The sequence below is a fragment of the Xanthomonas sp. NCPPB 1325 genome (assembly GCF_041477645.2).
Classification (GTDB): domain Bacteria; phylum Pseudomonadota; class Gammaproteobacteria; order Xanthomonadales; family Xanthomonadaceae; genus Xanthomonas; species Xanthomonas cannabis.
Window position 1 is genome coordinate 4,502,595 of sequence record NZ_CM192985.1, and the last position, 22,825, is coordinate 4,525,419.

Below are 22,825 nucleotides of genomic sequence, written 5' to 3' on the forward strand. Positions count from 1 at the left end.
CAACCTCAAGCATTGCGCCAAGGTGCAATGACGGTCGTGATGCGCTGCACCCGGGCAGCGCATGCGGTGGGGATGACACATACGCAGGTCCCGGCTTGATCGATAGGCAAGCGTGCGCGCCTGCAGGTAGGCCGCCCAGTCGCACCTGTCATGGCGTGCAGGTGACAGCTGTCACTGGTGGGTGCCGTCGCCAGCTTGCATGCTGCAGCGCAATTGCAGCAGCCCGGCAGGTCCTACCGTTTGTCGCCGCCTTGCAGGTGGTGACTTCCGGCAGCTTGCGGCGCGCCTTGCAGGCAGTCACATTCTGCGCAGCCTTCTGTCCTGGTTCTCGATGAACACCTCCGCCGATCTGCTCAAACAACTCCGCATCGACCGCCAGCGTCCTGCCACGCCGCCACCGGCGCGCCGCACCGGCTGGATCATCGCCGCCATCGTCATCGTCATCGCGCTGGCCGCTGCCGCATGGTGGTTCACCCGCACACCGGTGGCCAAGGTGCAGACCGCACCAGTGGTGGCGATCAGCGCCGGCAGCAGCAGCGCCTCGGTGCTGGATGCCTCCGGCTACGTGGTGGCGCGGCGCATGGCCACGGTGTCGGCGCAGGTAACCGGCAAGGTGCGCGAGGTGATGATCGAAGAAGGCATGCGGGTGGAACAGGGCCAGGTGATGGCCACGCTGGACCCGCTGGATGCCGACGCGCAGCGTACGCTGTCGGCCTCGCAGTTGTCGGCCGCGCGCAGCCAGGTCGACAACATGCAGGCGCAGCTGGCCGTGGCCAATGCCGATGCCACGCGACTGCAATCGCTGGTCGGCGCGCAGCTGGTATCGCGCTCGCAGTACGAACAGGCCACCGCCCAGCGCGACGCATTGCGTGCACAGTTGCAGAACGCGCAACGCAACGTGCGGGTGGCCTCCGATCAGCTGGCCATTGCCGGCATCCGTTCGGACTTCAATGTGGTACGCGCTCCCTTCGCCGGCGTGGTCACCGCCAAGGCCGCGCAGCCGGGCGAGATCGTGTCGCCGCTCTCGGCCGGTGGCGGTTTCACCCGCACCGGCATCGGCACCATCGTGGACATGGAATCGCTGGAAATCGAAGTGGAAGTCGGCGAGTCCTACATCGGCCGCGTGCAGCCGAAGATGCCGGTGGAGGCGGTGCTCAACGCGTATCCGGAGTGGAAGATTCCCGGTGAGGTGATCGCCATCATCCCCACGGCCGACCGTGGCAAGGCCACGGTGAAGGTGCGGGTGGCGCTCAAGGTCAAGGATGCGCGCATCGTGCCGGAGATGGGCGTGCGGGTGAGCTTTCTGGAGCAGGCCAAGCCACAGGAGGCGGCCAAGCCGCAAGGCGTGCGCGTGCCCGCTGCCGCGTTGGTCGAACGCGGCACGCGCACCGTGGTCTTCGTGGTGGGCGAGCGCAATACCGTCAGCGAGCGCGCCGTCACGACCGGTATGCGCATGGGCGAAGACTGCCAGGTGCTGTCGGGACTGGCTGCCGGCGACAGCGTGGTGGTGAATCCGCCGCAGGCGCTGAAGGATGGCGACACCGTGGCCGAGGCTGAGGCGGACGCTGCGCAGTGATGGCCGAGGCGGTGCAGTGCGGTGTCGGGTCGCGTGCTTGCGTGGCAGGCGTGTCATCGCTACGCGTTGCATCGGCTGTTCCAAGCGGAAACGAAACATTGTCGTCAGTGCATTCCAAACCGCTGTCTGAAGGAGTCGCTGTGGGCTGTTGAGCGCGACGCCGCCGCGATGGACCACGGAGGTTCTGCGCGACGGCGGCACAGCGGGTTGGTGCATCTGGCTACCCGTCACACGCTGCAACACGCCATTGCTTGATCGCTTCACCGTCGTCGCTGCGGCGCGTGCCTCCGCACCGCCCCGCATGCACTCGCCGTCGCCGTGCCGTACCGCTCTCTCATCCCATTGCGTCAACAGGAGTCGCCATGACCGCTCTCGTCAGCTTGCGCAACATCACCAAGACCTACCAACGCGGCCCCGAGCAGGTACAGGTGCTGCACGGCATCGATCTGGAGATCGCCAGCGGCGATTTCGTGGCATTGATGGGTCCGTCCGGCTCCGGCAAGACCACCTTGCTCAACCTGATCGGCGGGCTGGACACCCCCAGCGGCGGCGAGATCGAGATCGAAGGCGAGCGCATCGACCGCATGAGCGGCGGCCAGCTCGCCACCTGGCGCAGCCACCACGTCGGGTTCGTGTTCCAGTTCTACAACCTGATGCCGATGCTCACCGCACAGAAGAACGTGGAACTGCCATTGCTGCTCACCTCGCTCAATGCGGCGCAGCGCAAGCGCAACGCAGAGATCGCCTTGACCCTGGTCGGCCTGCAGGAGCGTCGCAACCACAAGCCCAGCGAACTGTCCGGCGGCCAGCAGCAGCGCGTTGCCATTGCACGCGCCATCGTGTCCGACCCGACGTTCCTGATCTGCGACGAGCCCACCGGCGACCTGGACCGCCACAACGCCGAAGAGATCCTGCGTTTGTTGCAGGAACTCAATCGCGAACATGGCAAGACCATCGTCATGGTCACCCATGACCCCAAGGCCGCCGAATACGCCACCCACACCATCCATCTGGACAAGGGCGAGCTGGCCGATGCGCCGCTCGTCCTCTGAAGGAACGCTGCCATGAAGTATCTGTCATTGGTGTGGGCGCAGTTGTTCCGCAGCAAGACGCGCACCTTGCTGACGCTGTTGTCGGTGGTGGCGGCCTTCCTGCTGTTCGGCATGCTCGATTCGGTGCGGGTGGCGTTTACCTCCGGCGGCAGCGTCAGCGGGGTCAATCGGCTGGTGGTGGCCTCGCGCCTGTCCATCACCCAATCGCTGCCGATCCGCCTGGAAGCACAGGTGCGCAGCGTGCCTGGCGTGCGCGATGTGACTTCGGCGATGTGGTTTGGCGGCATCTACCGTGACCCGAAGAATTTCTTCCCCAATTTTTCGGTGGCGCCCAACTTCTTCGACGTCTACAGCGAATACGCGTTGCCCAAGGACCAGCTCAAGGCATTCCAGACCACGCGCACCGGTGCGGTGGTCGGCGAAGCCCTGGCCAAGGAACATGGCTGGAAGATCGGCGACACCATCCCGTTGCAGGCCACCATCTTTCCGCGTGGCGGCAGCAACGACTGGCCGCTGCAGCTGGTCGGCATCTTTCGCATGAAGGACCGCACCGTGGCGGCCAATCAGGAACGCCAGTTGATGATGAACTGGAAATATTTCGACGAATCCAACGACTACATCAAGAACCAGGTGAGCTGGTTGACGGTGACCTTGAGCAACCCCGACCAGGCCTCGCGCGTGGCGCAGGCCATCGATGCGTTGTCGGCCAACTCCGATCACGAAACCAAGTCGCAAACCGAATCGGCGTTTCAGCAGGCCTTCGTCAAGCAGTTCGCCGATATCGGCCTGATCGTCACCTCCATCATGGCCGCGGTGTTCTTCACCTTGCTGCTGCTCACCGGCAACACCATGGCCCAGGCGGTGCGCGAACGCATCCCGGAGCTGGCCACGCTCAAGACGCTGGGCTTCCAGGACCGCACGGTGCTGAGCCTGGTGATGATCGAGTCGGTGTTGTTGATCGGCCTGGGCGGGCTGATCGGCATGGGCCTGGCGGCACTGGTGATTCCGGCGGTGTCCGCACGCAGCGGCGGGCTGATGCCCACACAGAGCGTGCCGCTGCAGACCTGGCTGGTTGGCTTGGCCCTGATGGTCGGCATCGGCCTGGTGGTGGGTGTGCTGCCGGCGTTACGCGCGCAGCGCTTGAAGATCGTCGATGCCCTCGCCGGCCGCTGACAGGAGCATGCACATGCAACGCAAATGGAAAGATCGTGGCGTCACTGTGGTGTCCGTGGTGCTGCTGGCGCTCGGCCTGGGGCTGTGGATCGCGCTGCCGTGGATCTGGCTGGCGCCGGTCGCGGTGCTGCTGGCGGTGTGGCTGGTCGCCACCCGCAGTGGTCGCCTGTCGCTGGCCGCTGCACGCATCGGCATCGCCAGCCTGCCGCAACGCTGGGGCTCCACCTCGGTGATCGTGGTCGGCATTGCCGGCGTGGTCGGTGTGCTGGTGGCGATGCTGGCGATGGGCCAAGGCTTCCAGGCCACGCTCAACAGCACCGGCGACGACACCACCGCGATTGTCCTGCGCGGCGGCTCGCAGGCCGAGACCAACTCGGTGATCACCCGCGACCTGGTGCCGCTGATCGGCAGCCTGCCGGGCATCGCCACCGATGCCAACGGGCGCCCGATGGTTTCGCCGGAGTTGTCGCAGGTGGTCAACGTCGCCTCCCGCTCCGATGGCACCGACGTCAACGCCCAGCTGCGCGGGGTGGGCGAACAGGCCTGGGCGGTGCACCCAAAGGTCAGGATCGTGCAGGGCCGCCGCTTCAACACCGGCCTGCGCGAAATCGTGGTCGGCAAGGGCGCGTTGAATCAGTTCCGCGGGCTGGAGCCGGGCAAGACGCTCACCCTGGGCAGCCAGCAATGGACGGTGGTCGGTGTCTTCGCCTCCGGCGATGCGCACGATTCGGAGCTGTGGACCGATGCGCAGACGCTGGCCACCACCTACAACCGCCGTGCGTACCAATCGATCACCGCGCGCACCAGCGGCAAGGCCGGCTTCGAGCAGTTCAAGACGGCAATGGCCGCCGACCCGCGGCTCAAGCTGGATGTAGAAAGCACCCGCGCCTACTACGGCAAACAGGGCGGCAGCTTGAACAGGTTGATCAGCATCCTGGGCACGGTGATCGGCGCGATCATGGCGGTGGGCGCGGTGTTTGGCGCGCTCAACACGATGTATGCGGCAGTGGCCACGCGTGCGCGCGAGATCGCCACCATGCGCGCCATCGGCTTTCGCGGCACGCCGGTGATCATGGCGCTGATGCTGGAAACCATGCTGCTGGCACTGCTGGGCGGGCTGCTGGGCGGGCTGATCGCCTGGGCGGTGTTCAACGGCTATACCGTCTCCACGCTGGGCAACAACTTCAGCCAGGTGGTGTTCCAGTTCAAGGTCTCGCCGGAGCTGCTGTGGAGCGGGCTGAAATGGGCGCTGGGCATCGGGCTGGTGGGCGGACTGTTCCCGGCATTGCGCGCGGCGCGGTTGCCGATCACCACGGCGTTGCGTGAGGTGTAGGCGGGCCGTTGGCCCGCCGGGATTCGAGAGTGGGGATTGGGGATTCGTAGAGCCGAGCAAGGCGATGCGCTTGGCAGCTGAATGTATTGCAGGCTGTCATGGTTCTGTCACCGCAGTGCGGTAGATGCGCGGGCCGGCAGGCCGTAGCCTGCCCGGCCGTTGCATCCATCGATTTTCGCCATGACGCGCCTGATTCTGCTGGCCTGCGCCTGCCTGTGGCTGGCCGGCTGTTCTTCCTCTTCGACCTCGCTCAGCGAGCGCCTGGTCGCGCCCGGTGGCGTGTCGCCGTTGCTGGACGAAGAACGCATTGCCGCCACCATCGCCACGGTGCCCAACCGCAGCGGGCATGTGGTCACGCGCGATGGCGTGCCGATCTTCTGGCGGGCGATCGATCCCGGCCAGTACGCCATGCATTACCGCTACCTGGGCCAGCGCCACGACCCGGCGCATGCGCTTGACGTGGACTTCGGCTTCAGCGTGCCCACCACGCCGCCGCCGACGCCGCGTGGCACCGTGGTGCTGCTGCATGGCTGGATGATGGATGGCGATTCGCTGCTGCCCTGGTCGCTGCAGCTGGCCCAGGCCGGCTACCGGGTGGTCACCATCGACCTGCGCAACCACGGCCATTCCGGCGGCGGCCCGTCGGGCTACGGCACGCGCGAGTCCGATGATGTGATCGATGTGCTCAACGCACTGCAGCCGCGTGGCGAGATCCAGGGGCCGCTGTCCCTGTTCGGCATTTCCTATGGTGCGGCCACGGCGCTGTTTACCGCCGACAAGCTTGGCCCGCGCATTGCCGGCGTGGTGGCAATGGAATCCTTTGCCAATGCCGGTCGCGGCATCCGTGACATGGTGCCGCACCTGCTCGCCAGCCAGCCGCACGGGTGGCGCGGGCAGGCGGTGGCGGCCTATGCGCGCTGGCGCTATGCCGACCAGAATATCGATGCGGTGATCGCCGCCGCCGATACCCAGCTCAAGCTGGACCTGGACCATGTCGATGTCGCGCATGCCCTGGCCGACACGCGCAGCTGCGTGCTGCTGTTGCATGGCGATGCCGATCAGCACATTCCGGTGGCGCATGGCCGCGCACTGGCATTGGCCAGCGCGCGTGCGCATTACGTCGAGCTTCCCGGCGAAAACCATCTGAGCCTGCCGCTACGGCTGGACCTGCTCGGCGGGCCGATCGATCACTGGCTGGCGCAGGTGCAACGCGACCCCGGTCATTGCCCCGCACCGCCGGCGCTGCCCGCTGCCACGCTGGCAGTGACCAGCCCATTGGCAATGCCACGCAGTTGATCGGGGCCAGCGCGGCGCCCGGATGCGAGGCCGTCGCGCTGATCAAGGCCACACGCCCTGCCTGCAGTGCGGCGCTTGCTCAGTGCGTGACCACCGGCTGCCGCGAACGCACCACGCTGTCGCCGACGAACAGCAGCAAGCCCAGCCAGATCGCCGCAAACCCGATCGCACGTCCCTGGTCGAACGGCTCATGGAAGAACCACACGCCCAGCAACAGCTGCAGGCTCGGCCCGATGTATTGCAGGATGCCCACCAGCGACAGCGGGATCCGCCGCACGCCGTACGCAAATCCGATCAGCGGGACCGCCGTCACCACGCCACCGAAGATCAGCAGCAGGTCGGTTCGCAGGTCCCAGCCGCTGAAGAACGCGCCGCCATGGCCCTGCTCGCCCCATGCGGCAAGCAGCAGTGCCGGCACGAACAGGTACACGCTCTCCACACCCAGCCCGGCCACCGGGTCCACCGACACCAGCTTGCGCAGCAACCCGTAGAGGCCGAACGAGATCGCCAGCCCCAGCGCGATCCACGGCGGTGCACCGGCATCGACGGTCAGCCACAGCACGCCCGCGGCAGCGCATGCCACCGCCAGCCACTGGATGCCACGCAGGCGCTCTTTCAGCACCAGCACGCCCAGCAACACGCTCAGCAATGGATTGATGAAGTAGCCCAGGCTGGCTTCGATCACATGCCCGGCATTGATGGCCCAGATATACAGGCCCCAATTGAAGGCAATCGCCACGCTGCTGGCGGCCAGCATCCACAGCGCGCGCGGCTGCGCGGCAATCGTGCGCCACCAATGCAGCCCCGAGGTCGCCACCAGCCACGCAACGACCAGCACTGCGCTCCACACGATGCGGTGCGCAATGATCTGCAGCGACGGCACCACCTTGAGCAGGTGCCAATACAGTGGCACCAGTCCCCAGATCACGAAGCTCGCGGCGGTCATCAACAGACCGCGCTGCGCCTCCACCGCCGACACCGGCACGACCGCGCTCATCGCCGCGCCTTGGCCAGGGTGACCACCAGCACGCCGGCCAGGATCACCGCCATCGCACCGATGTCGTGGGCGGTGAAACGCTCGTGTCCCAGCCACGCGCCCAACGCCACCGCAATCACCGGATTGACGTAGGCATAGCTGCCGGCCAGTGCCGGGCGCACGTGATGCAGCAGCCAGACATAGGCGGTGAATGCCACGATCGAGCCGAACACGCACAGGTACGCCACCGCCATCAACCCCTGCGGGGTGGGCCAGGCCTGCGGCCGCTCGCCGATCAACAGCCCGGTGCTCACCAGCAACACGCCGCCGCACAGCATCTGCCCGGCGGCGGTCATGAACGGCGATGGCAGGTCGCGGCCCCGCGACCACACCGAGCCGAATGCCCAGCCGATCGGCGCGATCAGCAGCAGCACCAGCCCGCCCGGCGTTGCGGTCAGGCTGCTGCCGGCGTTGAGCCACACCACGCCCAGGAATCCGATCACGATGCCCAACCATTCGCCGCCGCTGGCATGCTGGCCGCGCAGGGCACCGAACAAGGCCATCCACAACGGCACCGAGGCCACTGCAGTGGCGGCCAGGCCGGAGGACACGCTGCGCTCGGCCAGCACCACCATGCCGTTGCCCAACAGCAACAGCGCCGCGCCCATCAAGGCCACGTTCCTCCATTGCGCGCGCGTGGGCGCCGCCACGCCGCGCCAGCGCAGCACGCCGTAGAGCACGCTGCCGGCGATGATGAAGCGCGCGCCGGACACCATCGTCAACGGCTGCGCACCGCCTTCCAGCGCGAAGCGGATCGCCAGATAGGTCGAGCCCCAGACCACATACACCAGCAACAACGCGAGAACGACCAACCCGCTGCGCGCGGGTGCGGCAGCGTCGTGAGAGGAAGACATCGGACCTGCCAACTGCAGCGGAAGCTTCAATTCTAGATCACCTGCACGCGCCGACACCGCACAGACGGTGCGCAGCGCACGCGGTATGGTGCGCTCGACGCTCATCACGATGGAATGCCCATGCCACGTCGCACTCCCTGGTTGGCCCTGGTCGCGCTTGCCCTGTTCTCCACCACCGCAGCCGCCGCACGTGCACCCGAGCCCTGGGAGCTCACCGGCCATGCGCTGATCGATGCCGGGCTGGACGGCTCGCTGGCACCGGAGATCGACGCACCCGGGCAGCCCGAACTCAAGGTCATGGTGTCGGCCAGCCGCGCCGGCGCCTACCTGCTGGGCGTGGCCAGCGCCAGTTACCGCACGCAGTGGTGCATGCCCGCAGGCAAGGCCGGCCCGCCGGATCTGCAAGTGGTGCTGGCCGATCTCAGCGCATTGCCCGACGCGCGCCTGGATGAGCCCGCACCTGGCCTGATCGTCCAGGCGCTGGCCAAACGCTATCCGTGCCGCAAGTAGAACGCTTGCAGGAAGTCGCCTGCAAAGCGCTGCATGAGGCCGTGCTGCGCCGATGCCCTCGGCGTCGCACCAGCGCAAGGCAGGCATGAAGCCGCGCTAGCGAAACGCGGCGGACACCGCGGCCATCACGCTCTGCAGCGGCGCACCAGCCGTCGTGCGGCACGTGTGGAGTGCGGACAGCATGCTCGGAGCCGGAGCGTCCACGTGGCGCAGTCCGATTCCAGGCAACCGCCGCGCCCGCCTGCTGGCTGCGCAGCCGTTTTCTAGCGGCCCTTACCTGCGCGCCGCATCGCTGCGCGCGCGGATCGCCTTGAACTCCGAGCCATCCTGCCAGCTCGGCCACTGGCGGCCGTTGGCCAGTGCCACGCCCACGTCATAGACCAGGGTGGTATCGGCGGCGTGCCCGCTGGCATCCCACTGCGGAGTCCAGCGGTCGCAGGGCTGGTGGTAGCAATCGGCGAAGTATTGGTCACGCAGCGCCTTGCCCTTGGCAACGCCGCCTTCGAGCATGTCCAGGCCGGGGCCGGCGGTGATCGCCGGCACGCCCATGCGCGCGAACGCAAAATGGTCGGCGCGGTAGAAGAAGCCCGCCTCCAGATTCGGGTCCGGCGAATACGTGCGGCCACGTGCCTTGGCGGCCGTCTCCAGGTCGCCTTCCAGCGACACCCGTCCACGCCCCCACGAGGCGATGTCGCGGGTGGGGCCATCGGGGCTGAACATCTCCATGTTGAGCACCGCCACGGTCTTGTCCAATGGCGCCAGCGGATGCGCCGCGTAGTAATTGGCACCGAGCAGGCCCTTTTCCTCTGCGGTCAATGCAATGAAATACAGCGTGCGCTGCGGCTTGGGGCCGGCGGCGAATACGCGCGCCAGTTCCAGCACGCTGGCAACGCCAGTGGCGTTGTCCACCGCACCGCGTCGAATCGTGTCGCCACTGGCATCGGCCTTGCCGATCCCGAACGCATCCCAATGCGCAGAAAAGATCACCGTCTCGTCCGGGTGCTGGCTGCCGGTGAGCTTGGCCACCACGTTATGGGTGACCACCCGTTCGCGCTTGAGCTTGAACTCCACCGACAGCGTGGCATCGCCCAGCGCGACGGGCGCAAAATCGCGCTGCTGCGCGCGCGCCTTGGCCTGTTCGAAATCCAGCCCTGCCTGTTTGAACAGCGTCTGCGCCAGCGTGCGCTGCATCCAGCCACGCACCGGCACGTGCTGCGCCTTTGCATCGGCATCGCTGCGTTCGATATCGAACAGCGGCGACAGACCCGAACTCTGCACCGTGGCCCAGCCGTACGCGGCCGGCGCAGTTTCGTGCACGATCAGCACCCCGGCCGCACCGCGCCGCGCGGCTTCTTCGTACTTGTAAGTCCAGCGGCCGTAGTAGGTCACCGCCTTGCCATCGAACGCACCCGGCTGCGCGCTCTCGAAGTCGGCATCGTTGATCAGCACCACCGCAATCTTGCCGCGCAGGTCCACGCCCTTGTAGTCGTCCCACTGCCGCTCCGGCGCGCTGATGCCGTAGCCCACGAACACCAGCGGCGCATCCTTCAGCGCCACTGCGGCCTGCGGACGCAGGCTCTGCAAGGTCACATCGGTGCCGTTGACCAGCGTCTGCGTCTTGCCGCCCACGCGCAGGCGCGCGCGCACCGGGCCATCGACCTGCGCGCGCACCAGCGGCACTGCCTGGGTCCAGCTGCCCTCCTCGCCGCCCGGTTGCAGCCCGGCAGCCTTGAACTGCTCGACCAGGTAATCGACGGTGCGCTGCTCGCCGGCACTGGCCGGCGCGCGGCCCTCGAAGTCGTCCGATGCCAGCAGGCGCACATGCCGCGACAACGCCTCGGCATCGATGCCGCCACCGGGCAGATCGTTGGCGGCCTGTGCCACACCTCCCACAAACAGGCAGGCGGACAACAGCAGGATGCGCATCGGATTCACGGTAAGGCCTTGCAACGGACGGATGACAGACAGTTTACAAGCGCGCGGCCCGATCGGGAGCGCGATACCGCAGCCACCGGTTCGCTTCCGCGCGCGGCGGCGCTGCAAACCCGGCGCGCGCAGACGCTGACCACTACGCGTACGCGCTGCAGCTACCAGGCATCACGGCTCCACGGTGGCATGATCAGCGGCAGCGATCAGGCATCGGCCACCGGTGCGACGCGGCTTGCAGCACATCGCGCAATGCGGCCAGCGCCGCAATCGACACAGATGCCAGGCGCGTCATCGGCAGCGCTGGCCGGCCCCCGCACACGCAAGGCCATCAGCGCCAAGGTCGTCGGCTCAGCGTGCGGCGCGGTCCAGCCAGCACGCAAGCCCCTGCGCGTTGAGTTCGATATCGGTACCCAGCAACTGCTCCACGCCCGCATCGTCCAGCAGGCAGCCGTGCTGCCGTGCGCGCTCCAGATACAGCTCCGTCAGTGCGGCCACCAGGCAACGGTGGCGGTCTGCACGCGAGGCACAGCCCACTGCAATCTCGGTCATCGCATGAATCTGCTGCACCAGCGCCTGCGCCAACGGTGCAGGCGATTCGACCCGCCCGTAGTGGGTGAGATACATCGCCTGCGGGTCGGTATCCATCAACCGCGCGATCGACTGCAGCATCGCCTCCGGTTCGAACTGCACCGGTGAGGAGGTCGGCAGAATGAAGGCGCCCTGCGCGCTGTCGAGCTGGCGATACGACAGCCCGAAGGTGTCGCCGGTGAACCAGCTGCGGCTACGCGCATCCCATACGCACAGATGGTGGCGCGCATGTCCGGGCGTGTCGCGTGTCAACAGCGGGCGCTCGCCCAACTGCACGCAGTGGCCATCGGCCGCTTCCACCACGCGCTCGGCCGGCACCGGCACGATCGCGCCATAACTGCGCGCCATCTCGGCCTGGCCATACACCGCGGTGGCGCCGGCAATCAGCCGCGTGGGGTCGACAAGGTGCGGCGCGCCACGCGGATGCACCAGCACGCGGGCATTGGGCAGATGCTGCAGCAATGCACCGGCGCCGCCGGCGTGATCCAGATGCACATGGGTCAGGATCAACCACTCCACCTGCGCCGGCGCCAGCTCTGCCGCCTGCAGGGCCGCCAGCAGGTGCGGCACCGAGTGCGAGGTCCCGCAATCGACGAACGCCGCGCGATGCGCCTCCACGATCAGATACGCCGCATCGAACTGCACACCACCAAAACCGGTATCGATGGTGTGGATGCTGGAATCGGCCACTGCTGTCATTCCTACCCCGTCGCTCCCTGGACCACCGCAGTGTAGGCGCAGGGAGTGCGCAGATGCTGTGCCGCCGGTTCCAGGCAACGACGAATTAACAGCCTCCACCCCAGGGCCGGCGCGCGCTTGGCCAGCACGCAGTGCGTGCGCGATGTGGTCAACAATGCGCGCAAGGCCGCCACCCCTTGCGCGCGTGCGTCGATCATGCCTCTCGCAGTGCCCGCATCGCCGCAAGAATCAGCGCTGCCTCGACCTGCGCATGCACGCCCGGCAACTGCAGATCGCTGACCTGCTCGGCCTGTTTCAACCGTGCGATCAGTTGACCGGCATCGCGCGGCGAGGCAAACCCGTCGCTCTGCAGCAGCAGTGCACCTGCACCATCGTTCAATTTGAAATAGAACTGGCCATCGGGTCCGCGGTACTGCTTGAACACCGGCAAGGCGAGCTTGTCGCCGCCCTGCGCAACGGCAGGGCCGGCCTGATCGGCCAGGTCGCGCAGACCCACCGCGTGCCGCAGCTCGGCCAGCAGCGGCGTGGCATAGCGCGCACGCAGGCGTGCGCCCCCGGCGCGCAGAATCGCCTCGATCTTGGCCGGCTCGGCCATCAGCGCCTCGTAGCGCGTCCGCAACGGGCTGATCTCCTGATCGATCCGCTCGAACAGCTGCTGCTTGGCATCGCCCCAGCCGATGCCATCGGCAAAGGCCTGCGCGAAGGCGGCGGTTTCCTGCGGCGTGGCAAATGCCTGATACAGCTGGAACAACGCCGAGCCCTGCGTGTCCTTCGCTTCGCCCGGCGTGCGCGAATCGGTGAGGATGGAAAACACCAGCTTGCGCAGCTCCTCGCGCGAGGCGAACAGCGGGATGGTATTGCCGTAGCTCTTGCTCATCTTGCGGCCGTCCAGGCCCGGCAAGGTGGACACCTGCTCGTCGATCACCGCATCGGGCAAGGTGAAGAAATCACGGCCGTACACATGGTTGAACCGCTGCGCAAAGTCGCGCGCCATCTCGATGTGCTGGATCTGGTCGCGCCCCACCGGCACCTTGTGCGCATTGAAGATGAGGATGTCGGCCGCCATCAGCACCGGGTACATGAACAACCCGGCAGTCACGCCCGCATCGTCGTCCTCGCCGTCGGCGCGGTTCTTGTCCACCGCCGCCTTGTAGGCATGCGCGCGGTTGAGGATGCCCTTGCCGGCCACGCAGGTCAGCAACCACATCAACTCGGTGGTTTCGGGCACATCGGACTGCCGATAGAACCAGACCTTGTCCGGATCCAGGCCGCAGGCCAGCCAGCTGGCCGCGATCTCCAGCGTGGAGCGCTGGGTACGCGCCGGGTCCTGCGCCTTGATCAGGCTATGCAGGTCGGCAAGGAAGTAGAAGCTTTCCGCATCGGCGGCGGCGCTGGCCTGGATGGCCGGGCGGATCGCACCGACGTAATTGCCAAGGTGCGGGGTGCCGGAGGTGGTGATGCCGGTGAGGACGCGAGTGGTCATCTGCGTAGTGCCAGGAAGTCAGCGTGCAAGTTTAGCGGTTCCGCGCCGTGCCTATCGGGTGGCTGCCAGCGGTGTGTTGCTGCCACCGGATTCCTGTCACCCGCCCACACACGCAGAAACGGGCCGCAGTGGCGGCCCGTGGTCTGCAACACCGCTTGCCGCCGGGAGCGGCGCGTTATGGGTCAGGTGTCGTCGCGCAAGGATTTTTCGAAGGCGCGGACTTCGGTCTGGGCACGGTCGCGGTCCCAGCCATACCGTTCCTGCAGCTTGCCCTGCAGGTATTCGGCGTTACCTTCGGCAACCTTGAAATCGTCGTCGGTGAGGTCGCCCCATTTCGCCTGCATCTTGCCTTTGAGCTGGGTCCACTTGCCGGAAATGATGTCAGTGTTCATTGCGTTGACTCCGCTGCGATGCGGCCGCGATTGACCGTGGAATCAGGGTGCCCCCGGATGCGTTCGTTGCTCATCAAGAGGTGTCAAGCCGGCGATCACCGCACTGAACCGTTGCCTACGCGCCATACCTTCAACCGATCGCGGGCAACCGCACAGCTGCGGTGCAGCCTTCGCGTTGGCCTAGGCTGGGCGCAAAAAAAACGGGCCTTGCGGCCCGTTTTTTTGCATGCGGCGTCAGATCACTTACGCGCTGCGTCTTCCACCTTCTCGCCGGCGCCCTGCACGTCCTTGCCCGCGCCTGCGACGGTGTTGCAACCCGACAGCATACCGACCGACAACACCGACAGCACCAGCAGCACAATTCCACGCTTCATAACAGACTCCTTCGTAGGTAAGCGGCCAGTTGCCGCAGATCAATCAAATCGAACACATCACACGCAAGACGTTGGGATCAGCACTTGCCGTCGCTGCATTTCTCGGCCGTTTTCTCGACCTTGTCGCCCGCACCCTGCATATCCTTGCCGGCGCCGGCCATGGTGTTGCAGCCAGTCATTACGCCGGCCGAAAACAGGCCCAGCACCATCAGTGTCAGCAGTCGCTTCATCGGTCTTCCTCGGTCTGCGCCCGGTGCGGTCGCACCTCGCTTGGCGCCAAATCTGACTGCGCACACGTGGATTTGATGTGAACGGCAGCACGCCACGTTCAGCGCTGGATCAATCTCGCATCAGGGTCGACTTGCCGAACAGGCTCTCCACCAGATCCACTGCCAGTTCGGCGGTCGCGTTGCGGTTGTCCAGCACCGGATTGAGTTCGACGATGTCCAGCGATCCCATGCGGCCGGTGTCGGCAATCATCTCCATCACCAGCTGCGCCTCGCGGTAGTTGGGGCCACCGGGCACCGTGGTGCCCACGCCCGGCGCGATGCTCGGGTCGAGGAAATCCACATCGAAGCTGACATGCAGGTGGGTCTCGGCGCTCATGCCCTGCAGCGCGGCCTCCATGGTGCGCTTCATGCCGGCTTCGTCGATGTAGCGCATGTCGTAGACGTCGATGCGGTGCTGCTTGATCAGGCGCTTCTCCTCCGGATCCACCGAGCGGATGCCGATCTGCCGCACCTGCTCGGGCAACAACGCCGGCGCACTGCCGCCCAGGTGGGTCAGCGCCTGCGGGCCCAGCCCGCACAGGCAGGCCACCGGCATGCCGTGCACATTGCCGGACGGGGTCACCTCGCTGGTGTTGAAATCCGAATGCGCGTCCAGCCACAGCACCCGCAACGGGCGCCCCTGCTCGCGGCAGTGCCTGGCCACCGCAGTGATCGAGCCGATGCCCAGGCAGTGGTCACCACCGAGCATGATCGGCATGCGCCCGGCCTGCAGTTCGGCATAGCTGGCGTCCATCAGCGCCTGGTTCCAGGCCACCACTTCGTCCAGATGCCGGTAGCCGGCCTGCGGCAGCTGCCAGGGATTGCGCGGGCCATCCAGGTTGCCCAGATCACGCACCTCCACGCCACGGCCGATCAGGGCCTCCTGCAAGCCGGCGATGCGCAGCGCCTCCGGCCCCATCCGTGCGCCGCGGTGGCCGGCACCGATGTCGGTGGGAACGCCTATCAGGGAAACCGGCAGGTACTGCGTTGCCATGCATTGCTCCAGCATCGAGAAAGCCGTGCAGTCTAGTGGCGCGCCCGGGCGCTGACGCGCGGCAGCGCAGCACGGCATGTCGCCTGCATCGGCTTGCCGGCCTCATCCAGCTGGCGGAGGCGAGGGGTTTAGATCTGCCTCGCCGCGCCGTTACTGTGACGTGCCACGGCAGTTTGTGGCGCGCTGGACTTTGCAGATTCTGCTTGTCTGACCGCCCAGTGAAACCGCTGTGGCTGGTGTGACTGTGCGCTTATACCTGGATGGTATGGTGCGCCGGCCAGCGCAGGACATGCACCACGCACGCGCTCGGGCCATCAGCAACAGGGGATCTTCATGCCGCACAACGCCGTCAACCAGGTCGTCAAGGCCGCCGTGGGTGAAGTCGCGCGCGCGTCGCATCAGTACGACCTGCAGCGCATCGGGCGCGAATTTGCGCAGACCATCGAACGCGAGCCCGGCATCCGCCTGCTGATGCTGTCCACCGCCGATGGCCGCGCCATCGCCGAACACTCCAGCCTGGACGTGGATGGACGTCGCCTGGCGGCGATGGCCAACTCGTTCCTCACCCTGGGCGAGACCCTGGCGCGCGAGTCGCGCCTGAGCGAGGCGGACTACGCCACCGTGAGCACCCGCGGGGGGCAGCTGGTACTGATCCGCATCCGCGCCGACAAGCCGCTGACGCTGACGGCGGTGGGCGGGCCGGACCTCAATGCCGCCGCGCTGCTGTTCAATGCGCGCGATTGCGCCGGCCGCCTGGCCACCGCTCTGGCGCAGCCGGCCGGCTGAGGCCTGGCACTGTTCGTGCTTGCCTGAGCGCACCGATTTTTCTCACCGTTTGGAAGGGGACCACCAATGTCAAAACTCACTCTGGAACAACTGCATTCGCTCGCCGGTTTCGTGGGCGCCGCGCTGGTCGACAGCGATAGCGGCATGGCGCTGGGCATGACCGGCGGCACCGAGCTCAACCTCGAGCTGGCCGCGGCCGGCAATACCGACGTGGTGCGTGCCAAGCGCCGCATCGCCGAGCAGCTCGGCCTGAACGACACCATCGAAGACATCCTGATCACCTTGTCGCGCCAGTACCACCTGCTGCGCCCGCTGGAGAGCAACCCCACCTTGTTCCTGTACGTCGTGCTGGACCGCGCCAAGGCCAATCTGGCGATGGCCCGCCACGAGCTCAAGGCGTTCGAAAAGACCCTGGATTTCGGTTGATGCCCGACGGGCGGCGCCTGCGCGTCGCCTTCCCTGCCTGCCGGTACGTACCGGCAGGCGTTGTCGCTCCATTGCGCCACGACGGCGCCCACTCATGACCACACCCATTCACGCCATGCGGGTCGCCACGGCCGGCCTGGACCTGCTGCACACCACGCGCCTGAAACTGGCGTGTTCGCTGCTGCTTGCCGAGCGCATCGACGTGCAGCTGGGCGAGTGGCCGCAGCATGCGGCCGACGTGGTGGTGCTGGGTCTGGAAACCGCCGACGGCCTGGCCGCGTGGCAGGCGCTGCAGGGCCAGCCGGTGCGGGTGCTGGTGGTCTCGCGCACACCGGTTGCCGGCGCCTGGCTCAAGCATGGCGCCACGGTGCGCGAACTCAACGAGCAGATGCGCCTGTTGCTGTCCTCCCCGCACACCATCCAGGTGGCCGAACCGGCACTGCTGCTGCGCCATTGCCGCGGTGAATTCGGGCCCGGCACGGTGATGGTGCGGCATGCAAGCCTGCAGGTGCGGGTGGAACCGGCCAACGCTTGCGTGCATCTGCCGGCCGGCATCGGCTTGCCCGCGCTGGTGGCCGCCCTGGACCGGCCCGGCTGGCAGCGTGTGGCCGACGACGCCGACGTCGCGCTGCCCCAACGGCTCTCCTTCGAAGCGCTGTACTTCGCCCTGCCCGAGCATCTGCGCCCCGCGCTGCCGGCGGTGGAGCCGGCGCATGCGTTGCAACTGCGTCAGTGGCCCGAGCTGAGTGCCGACACCAGCTCGCCCGCACACCTGCTGGCCATCGCCCACCTGCATGCGCGCCCGTGGCGTCCGCAGGCCCTGGCCAATGCTTGCAAGCTCCCGCTGCAAACGGTGGAATGCCTGTTCGCCGCTGCGCTTGCCAGCGGCCTTGCCCAGACTGCGGAGATTCCCGTGCCTTCTACGCCGCGTCGTCCGGACAGCAGCAATTCCCGGTTCTTTTCCTGGGTCGCACGTCGGTTTGGCCTCTCACTCTTTCAGGCGCAGTCATGAGTCTTCCAGCCAACAAACTGGTGTTCGTTGGCGGCATGGGCGCCGGCAAGACCACGGCGGTACGTGCCATCTCCGATGTGGAGCCGGTCAGCACCGAAATGCCGCTCAGCCAGGATGCCTACGGCGACAAGACCTACACCACGGTCGCGCTGGATTACAGCTCGATCGAGCTGGAAGACGGCGAGCTGCTGCACGTCTATGGCGTGCCCGGGCAGAAATATCTGGATTTCATGTGGCCGCTGGTCTGCGACGGTGCGCTGGGCGTGATCGTGCTGACCAATGCGCGCGATCCGCAGATGCTCGAGGCCACCCTGGCCCTGCTGCGCGAGTTTTCGCAGATCGCGCCCGAGGCCAGCCTGGCGGTGGGCATCACCATGACCGATGAGGTCGAGGATTTCCTGGTGCCGCCGTTCCGCGAGGCACTGGTGGCCGAAGGCTTCCGCATCCCGGTGATGCGCGTGGATGCGCGTTCGGCCACCCAGATCACCTTCCTGGTGAAATCACTGCTGTCCTATCGCTATACCTCGGCGACGTGATCGGCCGTAAGGCGAACGCGTGCCGTGCACGGACCGATAAACCGCACCGATAAACAAGGAATCCGGTCACGACGGGCCTGAGAGGGCGTCACGCGGGGGATGCCGCCTCTAGGGTGGCGGCGACGCGTCCTTCTTCCTTGAAGCCAGAAACGCGACTCAGTCATGACACGAATGAGCGCTACGTCTGACTTGTTCAGTATGCCCAGGGGGCAGCGGCCGGGACATCGGGACGATTCCGACATCGCGCTGGACATATCGGTAATAAGTATTTGGCAATAGGGCCGGGATTCGGGATTGGAGTTGCGTCATGAGCTTGGGGATGGCGCGTGGGATGCCCTCGAAGCCGCCGCACCGCGGCGTCCACTGCTCATTGCAGGCATGCGCCCGCGGCAGTGGCCATCGTGTATCGCCAGGTGCTCGCTCGTCCAGCGTCGACAGCGCCCGGGCCGGCGTTGCCGCCGCGCTGCGGGTACTGATCCATCGTCACGATCAGATAAAGTAGCGCGATGACAATCGAACTGAAGCCCGGCGGGCTATTGATCGCTATCGAAGGCATCGACGGCGCCGGCAAGACCACGCTGGCGCGCAGCCTGGCAGCCACCTTGCAGACCGCCGGCGCACGCGTGGTCTCCAGCAAGGAGCCAACCAATGGCCCCTGGGGCACCCAACTGCGTCAATCCGCAGCCACCGGGCGCCTGAGCGCGGACGACGAGGCCGAGCTGCTGATCCGCGATCGCCACGAACACGTGGACAATCTGATCGCGCCGGCGCTGGCGCGCGGCGACATCGTGATCCTGGACCGCTATTTTCCTTCGATGGTCGCCTATCAGGGCGCCGCCGGCCTGCCACTGGACGCACTGCTGGAACGCAACGCCTTCGCACCGCGCCCGGATGTGCTGATGCTGCTCGACCTGCCGCCTCCCACCGGCCTGGCCCGTATCCGCGCCCGCGGCGACGCACCCAACCATTTCGAAACCCAGGACAACCTGGAGCGCTGCCGCGCGATTTTTGCCGCACTGGAATTGCCGGGCAAACACGTGCTGGACGCCAGCGCCGACGCCGACAGCGTGCTGCGCCGCGCCCTCGCCATCGTTGTGGCCGCCCTGGCCGAGCGCGTGAGCGGCGACGCCGGCACGGCTGCGCTCCAGCTGCTCTCTGCCGGCCGTCCCGCCTGATCGCTGGGCGCAGCGCGGGGGCTGCGCGCTTCAGGCCAGACAGGGCGGCCCAGCCGACCCGAGTCACACCTCGCGCAGCCGGGACACGCACCACGTCGTGACCAGCCCTGTTGTCCGGCAGATTGTGGGAGATTGGTCGGTGCGCACGAGGCAATGTGTGCATCGATGCCACGGCGCATCGCACGCGGCGCCCGCCGCTGAGGCGTCCGGCACGGCACAGCCCACACGCGTGCACGATCAGCGTGGTCGAACTTTGGGGGATGATCTCTGCAGGATGGTGCCGGCACCCGGATTCGAACTGGGGACCTACCGCTTACAAGGCGGTTGCTCTACCAACTGAGCTATGCCGGCAAAGGCAGGCGCATTGCGCGCCGGTGCGCATTCTAGCGCAGCGCGGCGCAATCTAGCGATCGCTGCCGCGTTGCGCCGGCTGCGCCCTGCAACGCGGCGGCCGTGGCCGCGCTGCGGACATCGATCCACCAGCGCGACTGGACGGTACCGCTGGGCACCAGCTGCGCCGGGAAGCCTGCGCCCACCAGACTCGCCTGGCGCCGCTCGGCGCGCTCGCGGCTCTGGTACTGCCCCAGGGCCACGGTGTTGTCCTCGCCCTGCGCGATGACGTAGTAGTCGCCGATGCCGGCGGCGGCAATGCGCTTGACCAGCGCCTGCGCCGCCGCGCGGTCGCCGACATTGGGCAGCATCACCCGGAACGTGCTGACACCGGCGTCCTTGTCCTCGCGCAGGCTTGCGCGGGCGGCCTGCCCACGCAGGCGCGTCAGCGCCGCGTCGGCATCCCCACGTGCCGCATAAGGCCCGAAGCTGGCACAGCGTTCGGGATTCGGTGGTGTCGTCGGTGGCATTGCAGCCGCAGTCGCCACCTTGGCAGCGGTGGAAGCGCTATTCGCCGGTACCGCACTGTCGGTGGGCGCGGGCACCGGCCTGGCCGTGGCAGGCGCCGGCGCCGAGGCGGGCGCCACCGCCGCAGTCGCCACGGCTTGCGGCGGGACGGGCGCAGCGGCCGGGGGCACATCCGCAGCCGCGGCAGCGGTCTCCTGCGCTGGCGGCATCGCGGCGGCGGCACGCGGCGGCAGCACGTCCAACCGGGCCACACCGGCCGGCTGCGGCGGCGCGGCCGGTGGCGCCGGTGGCGGCTGCACCGCCCACCATGACGCCACCCCGGCATTGAGGACGAGCAGGACAACGATCAGCGCGCGCACGTACATGCCCCGATTCTACGGGCTGGCCGACGCAGCCGCCCAGGTTGCCAGCCCGTCCAGCACCAGGGCGGCACGGAAGCTGGCATCGGGCAACAACGGCAGCAACGGCGGCGCGCCGCCGCCGTGCAGCAGCAGCCGCACCGGCGTGCCCAGGCTGCGCTGCGCGTGCTGCAAGCTGCGCTCGATCAGCGCCACCGCAGCGCCATCGCAGCCAGAGGTCAGGGCATCGTCGGTGTCGTTGGCCAGCTCGACATACTCGCCGCCGCTGGCCGGCAACTGCACCGCACGCGCATGCAGGGCCTGCCGCATGGTGGTGGGCGAGGCCGCAATCCGGCCGCCGTGATGCTGCCCGTCGGCGCCGAGCACGTCGATGGTCAGCGCGGTGCCGACCCCGGCCACCAGCACCGGCGCATCGCCGCGCGCGCCCAGCAGGGCCAAAAAGCGATCTACCCCGAACCGGCCGGGATCGGCATAAGCGATGCGGACGCCGGCGCACTCGGCGCTGGTGCGCACGACGCAGACCTGCGCGAAACGCTCCTGCAGGCAGCCGAGCATCCGCTGCGTCAGTGCCGGGGCCGCCACGCTCGCCACGTACGCGACGCGCCCGGACGGCAGCGCCGACAATGCGGCGGCGTCCATCGCTTCGGCACCGTGCGCCCAGGCCTGCACGTCGCCGGCACGGTGCCCCTGCAGCGGCGCGTACTTGAACCGCGAATTCCCCAGGTCGAACAACCACGCGCTCATGCAGGTCTCACGCTGACTTCTCCGGAATGGAACAGGCGTTCGGCCTCGCCCAGTTGCACGCGCAACGCCCCGTCGGCGGCCAGACCCAGCGCGACACCGTGATGCAGCGTGCCGGATTCTTCCACCTGCACGGTGCGGCCGCGCAACACATCCAGCGCCGCGTAGCGGCTCAGAAACGGCGCCAGCCCCTGCGCCTCGAACAGGTCCAGTGCCGGCAGCAGACCCGACAACACCGCCACCACCACGGCGTCGCGCGACACCGCGCGGCCGGCCAGCGTCTGCAGATCCACCCACGGTTGGTCGATCGTGGCCGCGGCGGCCGGTGGCATGTGCACGTTCAAGCCCAGGCCGATCACCGCACGTGCGTTGCCGGCCATCTCGCCGCCGCCTTCGATCAGCAGGCCGCCCAGCTTGCGCTCGCGTGCCAGCAGGTCGTTGGGCCATTTCAGGCCGACGTCGGCAAACCCGCAGCCGCGCAAGGCTTCGGCCACCGCCACGCCCACCGCCAAGCTGAGCCCGGCCAGCTGGCCCAATCCGCCGCTGAACCGGCGCGACGCCGACAGATAGATATGCGCAGCCAGCGGCGAGGCCCATTGCCGGCCACGGCGCCCGCGCCCGCCGGTCTGGCGCTCGGCCAGCAACACCTCCACGCCCTGCTCCGGGGCCGGACGCGCCAGCAGCGTGGTGTTGGTGGACTCCAGGGTCCAGGCGACCTCCAACCCGGCCAGGCCGGCAGTGGCGTCGGCGGGCATGGCGGCGCGAATGCGCGCGGCATCCAGCAGGTCCAGCGGCGTGGCCAGACGGTAGCCGTCACCGGCCCGCCCCTCGATGGCGATACCGGCGGCGCGCAGGTTCTGGATGCGCTTCCACACCGCAGCGCGGGTCAGCCCCGCATCGCGCGCCAGCGCATCGCCGGAGAGCCGGCCGCTTGCAAGTTTGGCCAGCAATGCGCGGTCGTCCACGGCAACGGTTCCCAAATCGATCCGTGAAAGTATGCGCCAAGCCTTCCCGGCCGCCCAGCGCGGCTTGCGTGAGGCAGTGAAAACCGCGTTATGATCGGCGACTCACGCCGCTTGCCCTGGATGTGGACGATGCGCCGACTCACGGTTTGCCTGCTTCTGTTGTTGGCTCCGCTTGCCGCACTGGCATCGGACCAGTTGGTCGACGGCGATCATGAGAGCTGCGTCAGCACCAATTCGGCCGCGCGCGGCAGGACGCCCAACGGCGAGCCGGCCACACCCGCACGCGCGCCGCAGCACAAGCCCGCACCGGCAACCGGCGGCGGTGGCAACGATGGCGACGGCCTGTTTCCACGCATGCGCATGATGCCGCGCTGGCACAGCTTCCTGCCGGGCATGTTCCGCTGATCCA

The 22,825-nt window shown here is 67.5% G+C and carries 24 protein-coding genes and 1 tRNA gene; 12 read left to right on the plus strand and 13 right to left on the minus strand.

Annotated features, from left to right (window positions below):
• The first annotated feature begins 331 nt into the window (after window positions 1-331).
• From ACCQ10_RS19120 to ACCQ10_RS19140, 5 genes are all read left to right on the plus strand, one after another.
• Window positions 332-1,576, plus strand: a complete 1,245-nt coding sequence (locus ACCQ10_RS19120) for an efflux RND transporter periplasmic adaptor subunit (RefSeq protein WP_372361592.1) — start codon at window positions 332-334, stop codon at window positions 1,574-1,576.
• 362 nt (window positions 1,577-1,938) lie between these two features.
• The gene (locus ACCQ10_RS19125; RefSeq protein ID WP_039404566.1) at window positions 1,939-2,628 is read left to right on the plus strand and encodes an ABC transporter ATP-binding protein; all 690 of its coding nucleotides are present in this window, start codon (window positions 1,939-1,941) and stop codon (window positions 2,626-2,628) included.
• A 12-nt stretch (window positions 2,629-2,640) separates the two neighbouring features.
• Window positions 2,641-3,801 carry an ABC transporter permease gene (locus ACCQ10_RS19130; protein ID WP_039404569.1) on the plus strand — a complete coding sequence of 387 codons (1,161 nt, stop codon included), beginning with the start codon at window positions 2,641-2,643 and terminating at the stop codon, window positions 3,799-3,801.
• A 7-nt stretch (window positions 3,802-3,808) separates the two neighbouring features.
• Window positions 3,809-5,134 (plus strand): ABC transporter permease, encoded by a 1,326-nt coding sequence (locus ACCQ10_RS19135; RefSeq protein ID WP_372361593.1) that lies wholly within the window; start codon window positions 3,809-3,811, stop codon window positions 5,132-5,134.
• Between the two features lie 180 nt (window positions 5,135-5,314).
• Window positions 5,315-6,430, plus strand: coding sequence for an alpha/beta hydrolase family protein (locus ACCQ10_RS19140; protein ID WP_372361594.1), 1,116 nt, complete (start codon window positions 5,315-5,317; stop codon window positions 6,428-6,430).
• Between the two features lie 79 nt (window positions 6,431-6,509).
• Here the strand turns inward: ACCQ10_RS19140 and rarD are convergent, their stop codons facing one another.
• Together rarD and yedA are read right to left on the minus strand one after the other, a co-directional pair.
• Window positions 6,510-7,427, minus strand: a complete 918-nt coding sequence (rarD, locus tag ACCQ10_RS19145) for an EamA family transporter RarD (RefSeq protein ID WP_372361595.1) — start codon at window positions 7,425-7,427, stop codon at window positions 6,510-6,512.
• Window positions 7,424-8,320: a drug/metabolite exporter YedA gene (gene yedA, locus ACCQ10_RS19150; protein WP_372361596.1), complete on the minus strand. Its 897-nt coding sequence runs from the start codon at window positions 8,318-8,320 to the stop codon at window positions 7,424-7,426. The genes rarD and yedA overlap by 4 nt, the downstream gene beginning before the upstream one ends.
• 120 nt (window positions 8,321-8,440) lie before the next feature.
• Between yedA and ACCQ10_RS19155 the strand changes: the two genes are divergently transcribed.
• On the plus strand, window positions 8,441-8,830 hold the full coding sequence (locus ACCQ10_RS19155; RefSeq protein ID WP_372361597.1) for a Rap1a/Tai family immunity protein: 390 nt from the start codon (window positions 8,441-8,443) through the stop codon (window positions 8,828-8,830).
• 273 nt (window positions 8,831-9,103) lie between these two features.
• Here the strand turns inward: ACCQ10_RS19155 and ACCQ10_RS19160 are convergent, their stop codons facing one another.
• From ACCQ10_RS19160 to rocF, 7 genes are all read right to left on the minus strand, one after another.
• Window positions 9,104-10,756: a M28 family metallopeptidase gene (locus ACCQ10_RS19160; RefSeq protein ID WP_372363174.1), complete on the minus strand. Its 1,653-nt coding sequence runs from the start codon at window positions 10,754-10,756 to the stop codon at window positions 9,104-9,106.
• Window positions 10,757-11,107: 351 nt separating this feature from the next.
• On the minus strand, window positions 11,108-12,046 hold the full coding sequence (locus ACCQ10_RS19165; RefSeq protein ID WP_506191968.1) for an MBL fold metallo-hydrolase: 939 nt from the start codon (window positions 12,044-12,046) through the stop codon (window positions 11,108-11,110).
• A gap of 193 nt (window positions 12,047-12,239) precedes the next feature.
• Window positions 12,240-13,529, minus strand: coding sequence for a tryptophan--tRNA ligase (locus ACCQ10_RS19170; RefSeq protein ID WP_372361598.1), 1,290 nt, complete (start codon window positions 13,527-13,529; stop codon window positions 12,240-12,242).
• A 182-nt stretch (window positions 13,530-13,711) separates the two neighbouring features.
• Entirely contained in the window at window positions 13,712-13,921 is a 210-nt protein-coding gene (locus tag ACCQ10_RS19175; RefSeq protein ID WP_039404591.1) for a CsbD family protein, read from the minus strand.
• 239 nt (window positions 13,922-14,160) lie between these two features.
• The gene (locus ACCQ10_RS19180) at window positions 14,161-14,295 is read right to left on the minus strand and encodes an entericidin A/B family lipoprotein (RefSeq protein WP_372361599.1); all 135 of its coding nucleotides are present in this window, start codon (window positions 14,293-14,295) and stop codon (window positions 14,161-14,163) included.
• 77 nt (window positions 14,296-14,372) lie between these two features.
• Window positions 14,373-14,525 (minus strand): entericidin A/B family lipoprotein, encoded by a 153-nt coding sequence (locus tag ACCQ10_RS19185; RefSeq protein ID WP_039404598.1) that lies wholly within the window; start codon window positions 14,523-14,525, stop codon window positions 14,373-14,375.
• 109 nt (window positions 14,526-14,634) lie between these two features.
• Window positions 14,635-15,558, minus strand: a complete 924-nt coding sequence (gene rocF / locus ACCQ10_RS19190) for an arginase (protein WP_039404638.1) — start codon at window positions 15,556-15,558, stop codon at window positions 14,635-14,637.
• Window positions 15,559-15,891: 333 nt separating this feature from the next.
• Here rocF and ACCQ10_RS19195 point away from each other — a divergent pair, with 333 nt between their 5' ends.
• The 5 genes from ACCQ10_RS19195 to tmk all read left to right on the plus strand — a co-directional run bounded on the left by ACCQ10_RS19195 (window position 15,892) and on the right by tmk (window position 19,493).
• On the plus strand, window positions 15,892-16,344 hold the full coding sequence (locus ACCQ10_RS19195; RefSeq protein ID WP_039404601.1) for a roadblock/LC7 domain-containing protein: 453 nt from the start codon (window positions 15,892-15,894) through the stop codon (window positions 16,342-16,344).
• 66 nt (window positions 16,345-16,410) lie between these two features.
• Window positions 16,411-16,770, plus strand: coding sequence for a roadblock/LC7 domain-containing protein (locus ACCQ10_RS19200; RefSeq protein WP_047692840.1), 360 nt, complete (start codon window positions 16,411-16,413; stop codon window positions 16,768-16,770).
• A gap of 94 nt (window positions 16,771-16,864) precedes the next feature.
• Entirely contained in the window at window positions 16,865-17,782 is a 918-nt protein-coding gene (locus tag ACCQ10_RS19205; protein WP_372361600.1) for a hypothetical protein, read from the plus strand.
• Window positions 17,779-18,318, plus strand: coding sequence for a GTP-binding protein (locus ACCQ10_RS19210; RefSeq protein WP_047692844.1), 540 nt, complete (start codon window positions 17,779-17,781; stop codon window positions 18,316-18,318). Before ACCQ10_RS19205 ends, ACCQ10_RS19210 begins: the two co-directional genes overlap by 4 nt.
• 506 nt (window positions 18,319-18,824) lie before the next feature.
• Entirely contained in the window at window positions 18,825-19,493 is a 669-nt protein-coding gene (gene tmk / locus ACCQ10_RS19215) for a dTMP kinase (protein ID WP_372361601.1), read from the plus strand.
• Between the two features lie 275 nt (window positions 19,494-19,768).
• Here tmk and ACCQ10_RS19220 read toward each other — a convergent pair.
• The 4 genes from ACCQ10_RS19220 to birA form a co-directional block, all read right to left on the minus strand.
• Window positions 19,769-19,844 (minus strand) — tRNA-Thr (locus tag ACCQ10_RS19220).
• A gap of 32 nt (window positions 19,845-19,876) precedes the next feature.
• Window positions 19,877-20,716, minus strand: coding sequence for an SPOR domain-containing protein (locus tag ACCQ10_RS19225; RefSeq protein WP_372361602.1), 840 nt, complete (start codon window positions 20,714-20,716; stop codon window positions 19,877-19,879).
• Between the two features lie 9 nt (window positions 20,717-20,725).
• On the minus strand, window positions 20,726-21,454 hold the full coding sequence (locus tag ACCQ10_RS19230; RefSeq protein ID WP_372361603.1) for a type III pantothenate kinase: 729 nt from the start codon (window positions 21,452-21,454) through the stop codon (window positions 20,726-20,728).
• Window positions 21,451-22,416 carry a bifunctional biotin--[acetyl-CoA-carboxylase] ligase/biotin operon repressor BirA gene (gene birA, locus ACCQ10_RS19235; protein ID WP_506191977.1) on the minus strand — a complete coding sequence of 322 codons (966 nt, stop codon included), beginning with the start codon at window positions 22,414-22,416 and terminating at the stop codon, window positions 21,451-21,453. Before birA ends, ACCQ10_RS19230 begins: the two co-directional genes overlap by 4 nt.
• Before the next feature lie 90 nt (window positions 22,417-22,506).
• Between birA and ACCQ10_RS19240 the strand changes: the two genes are divergently transcribed.
• A complete protein-coding gene (locus tag ACCQ10_RS19240; protein ID WP_039414699.1) occupies window positions 22,507-22,821 on the plus strand; it encodes a hypothetical protein in 315 nt (104 codons plus the stop codon).
• Window positions 22,822-22,825: the final 4 nt, after the last annotated feature.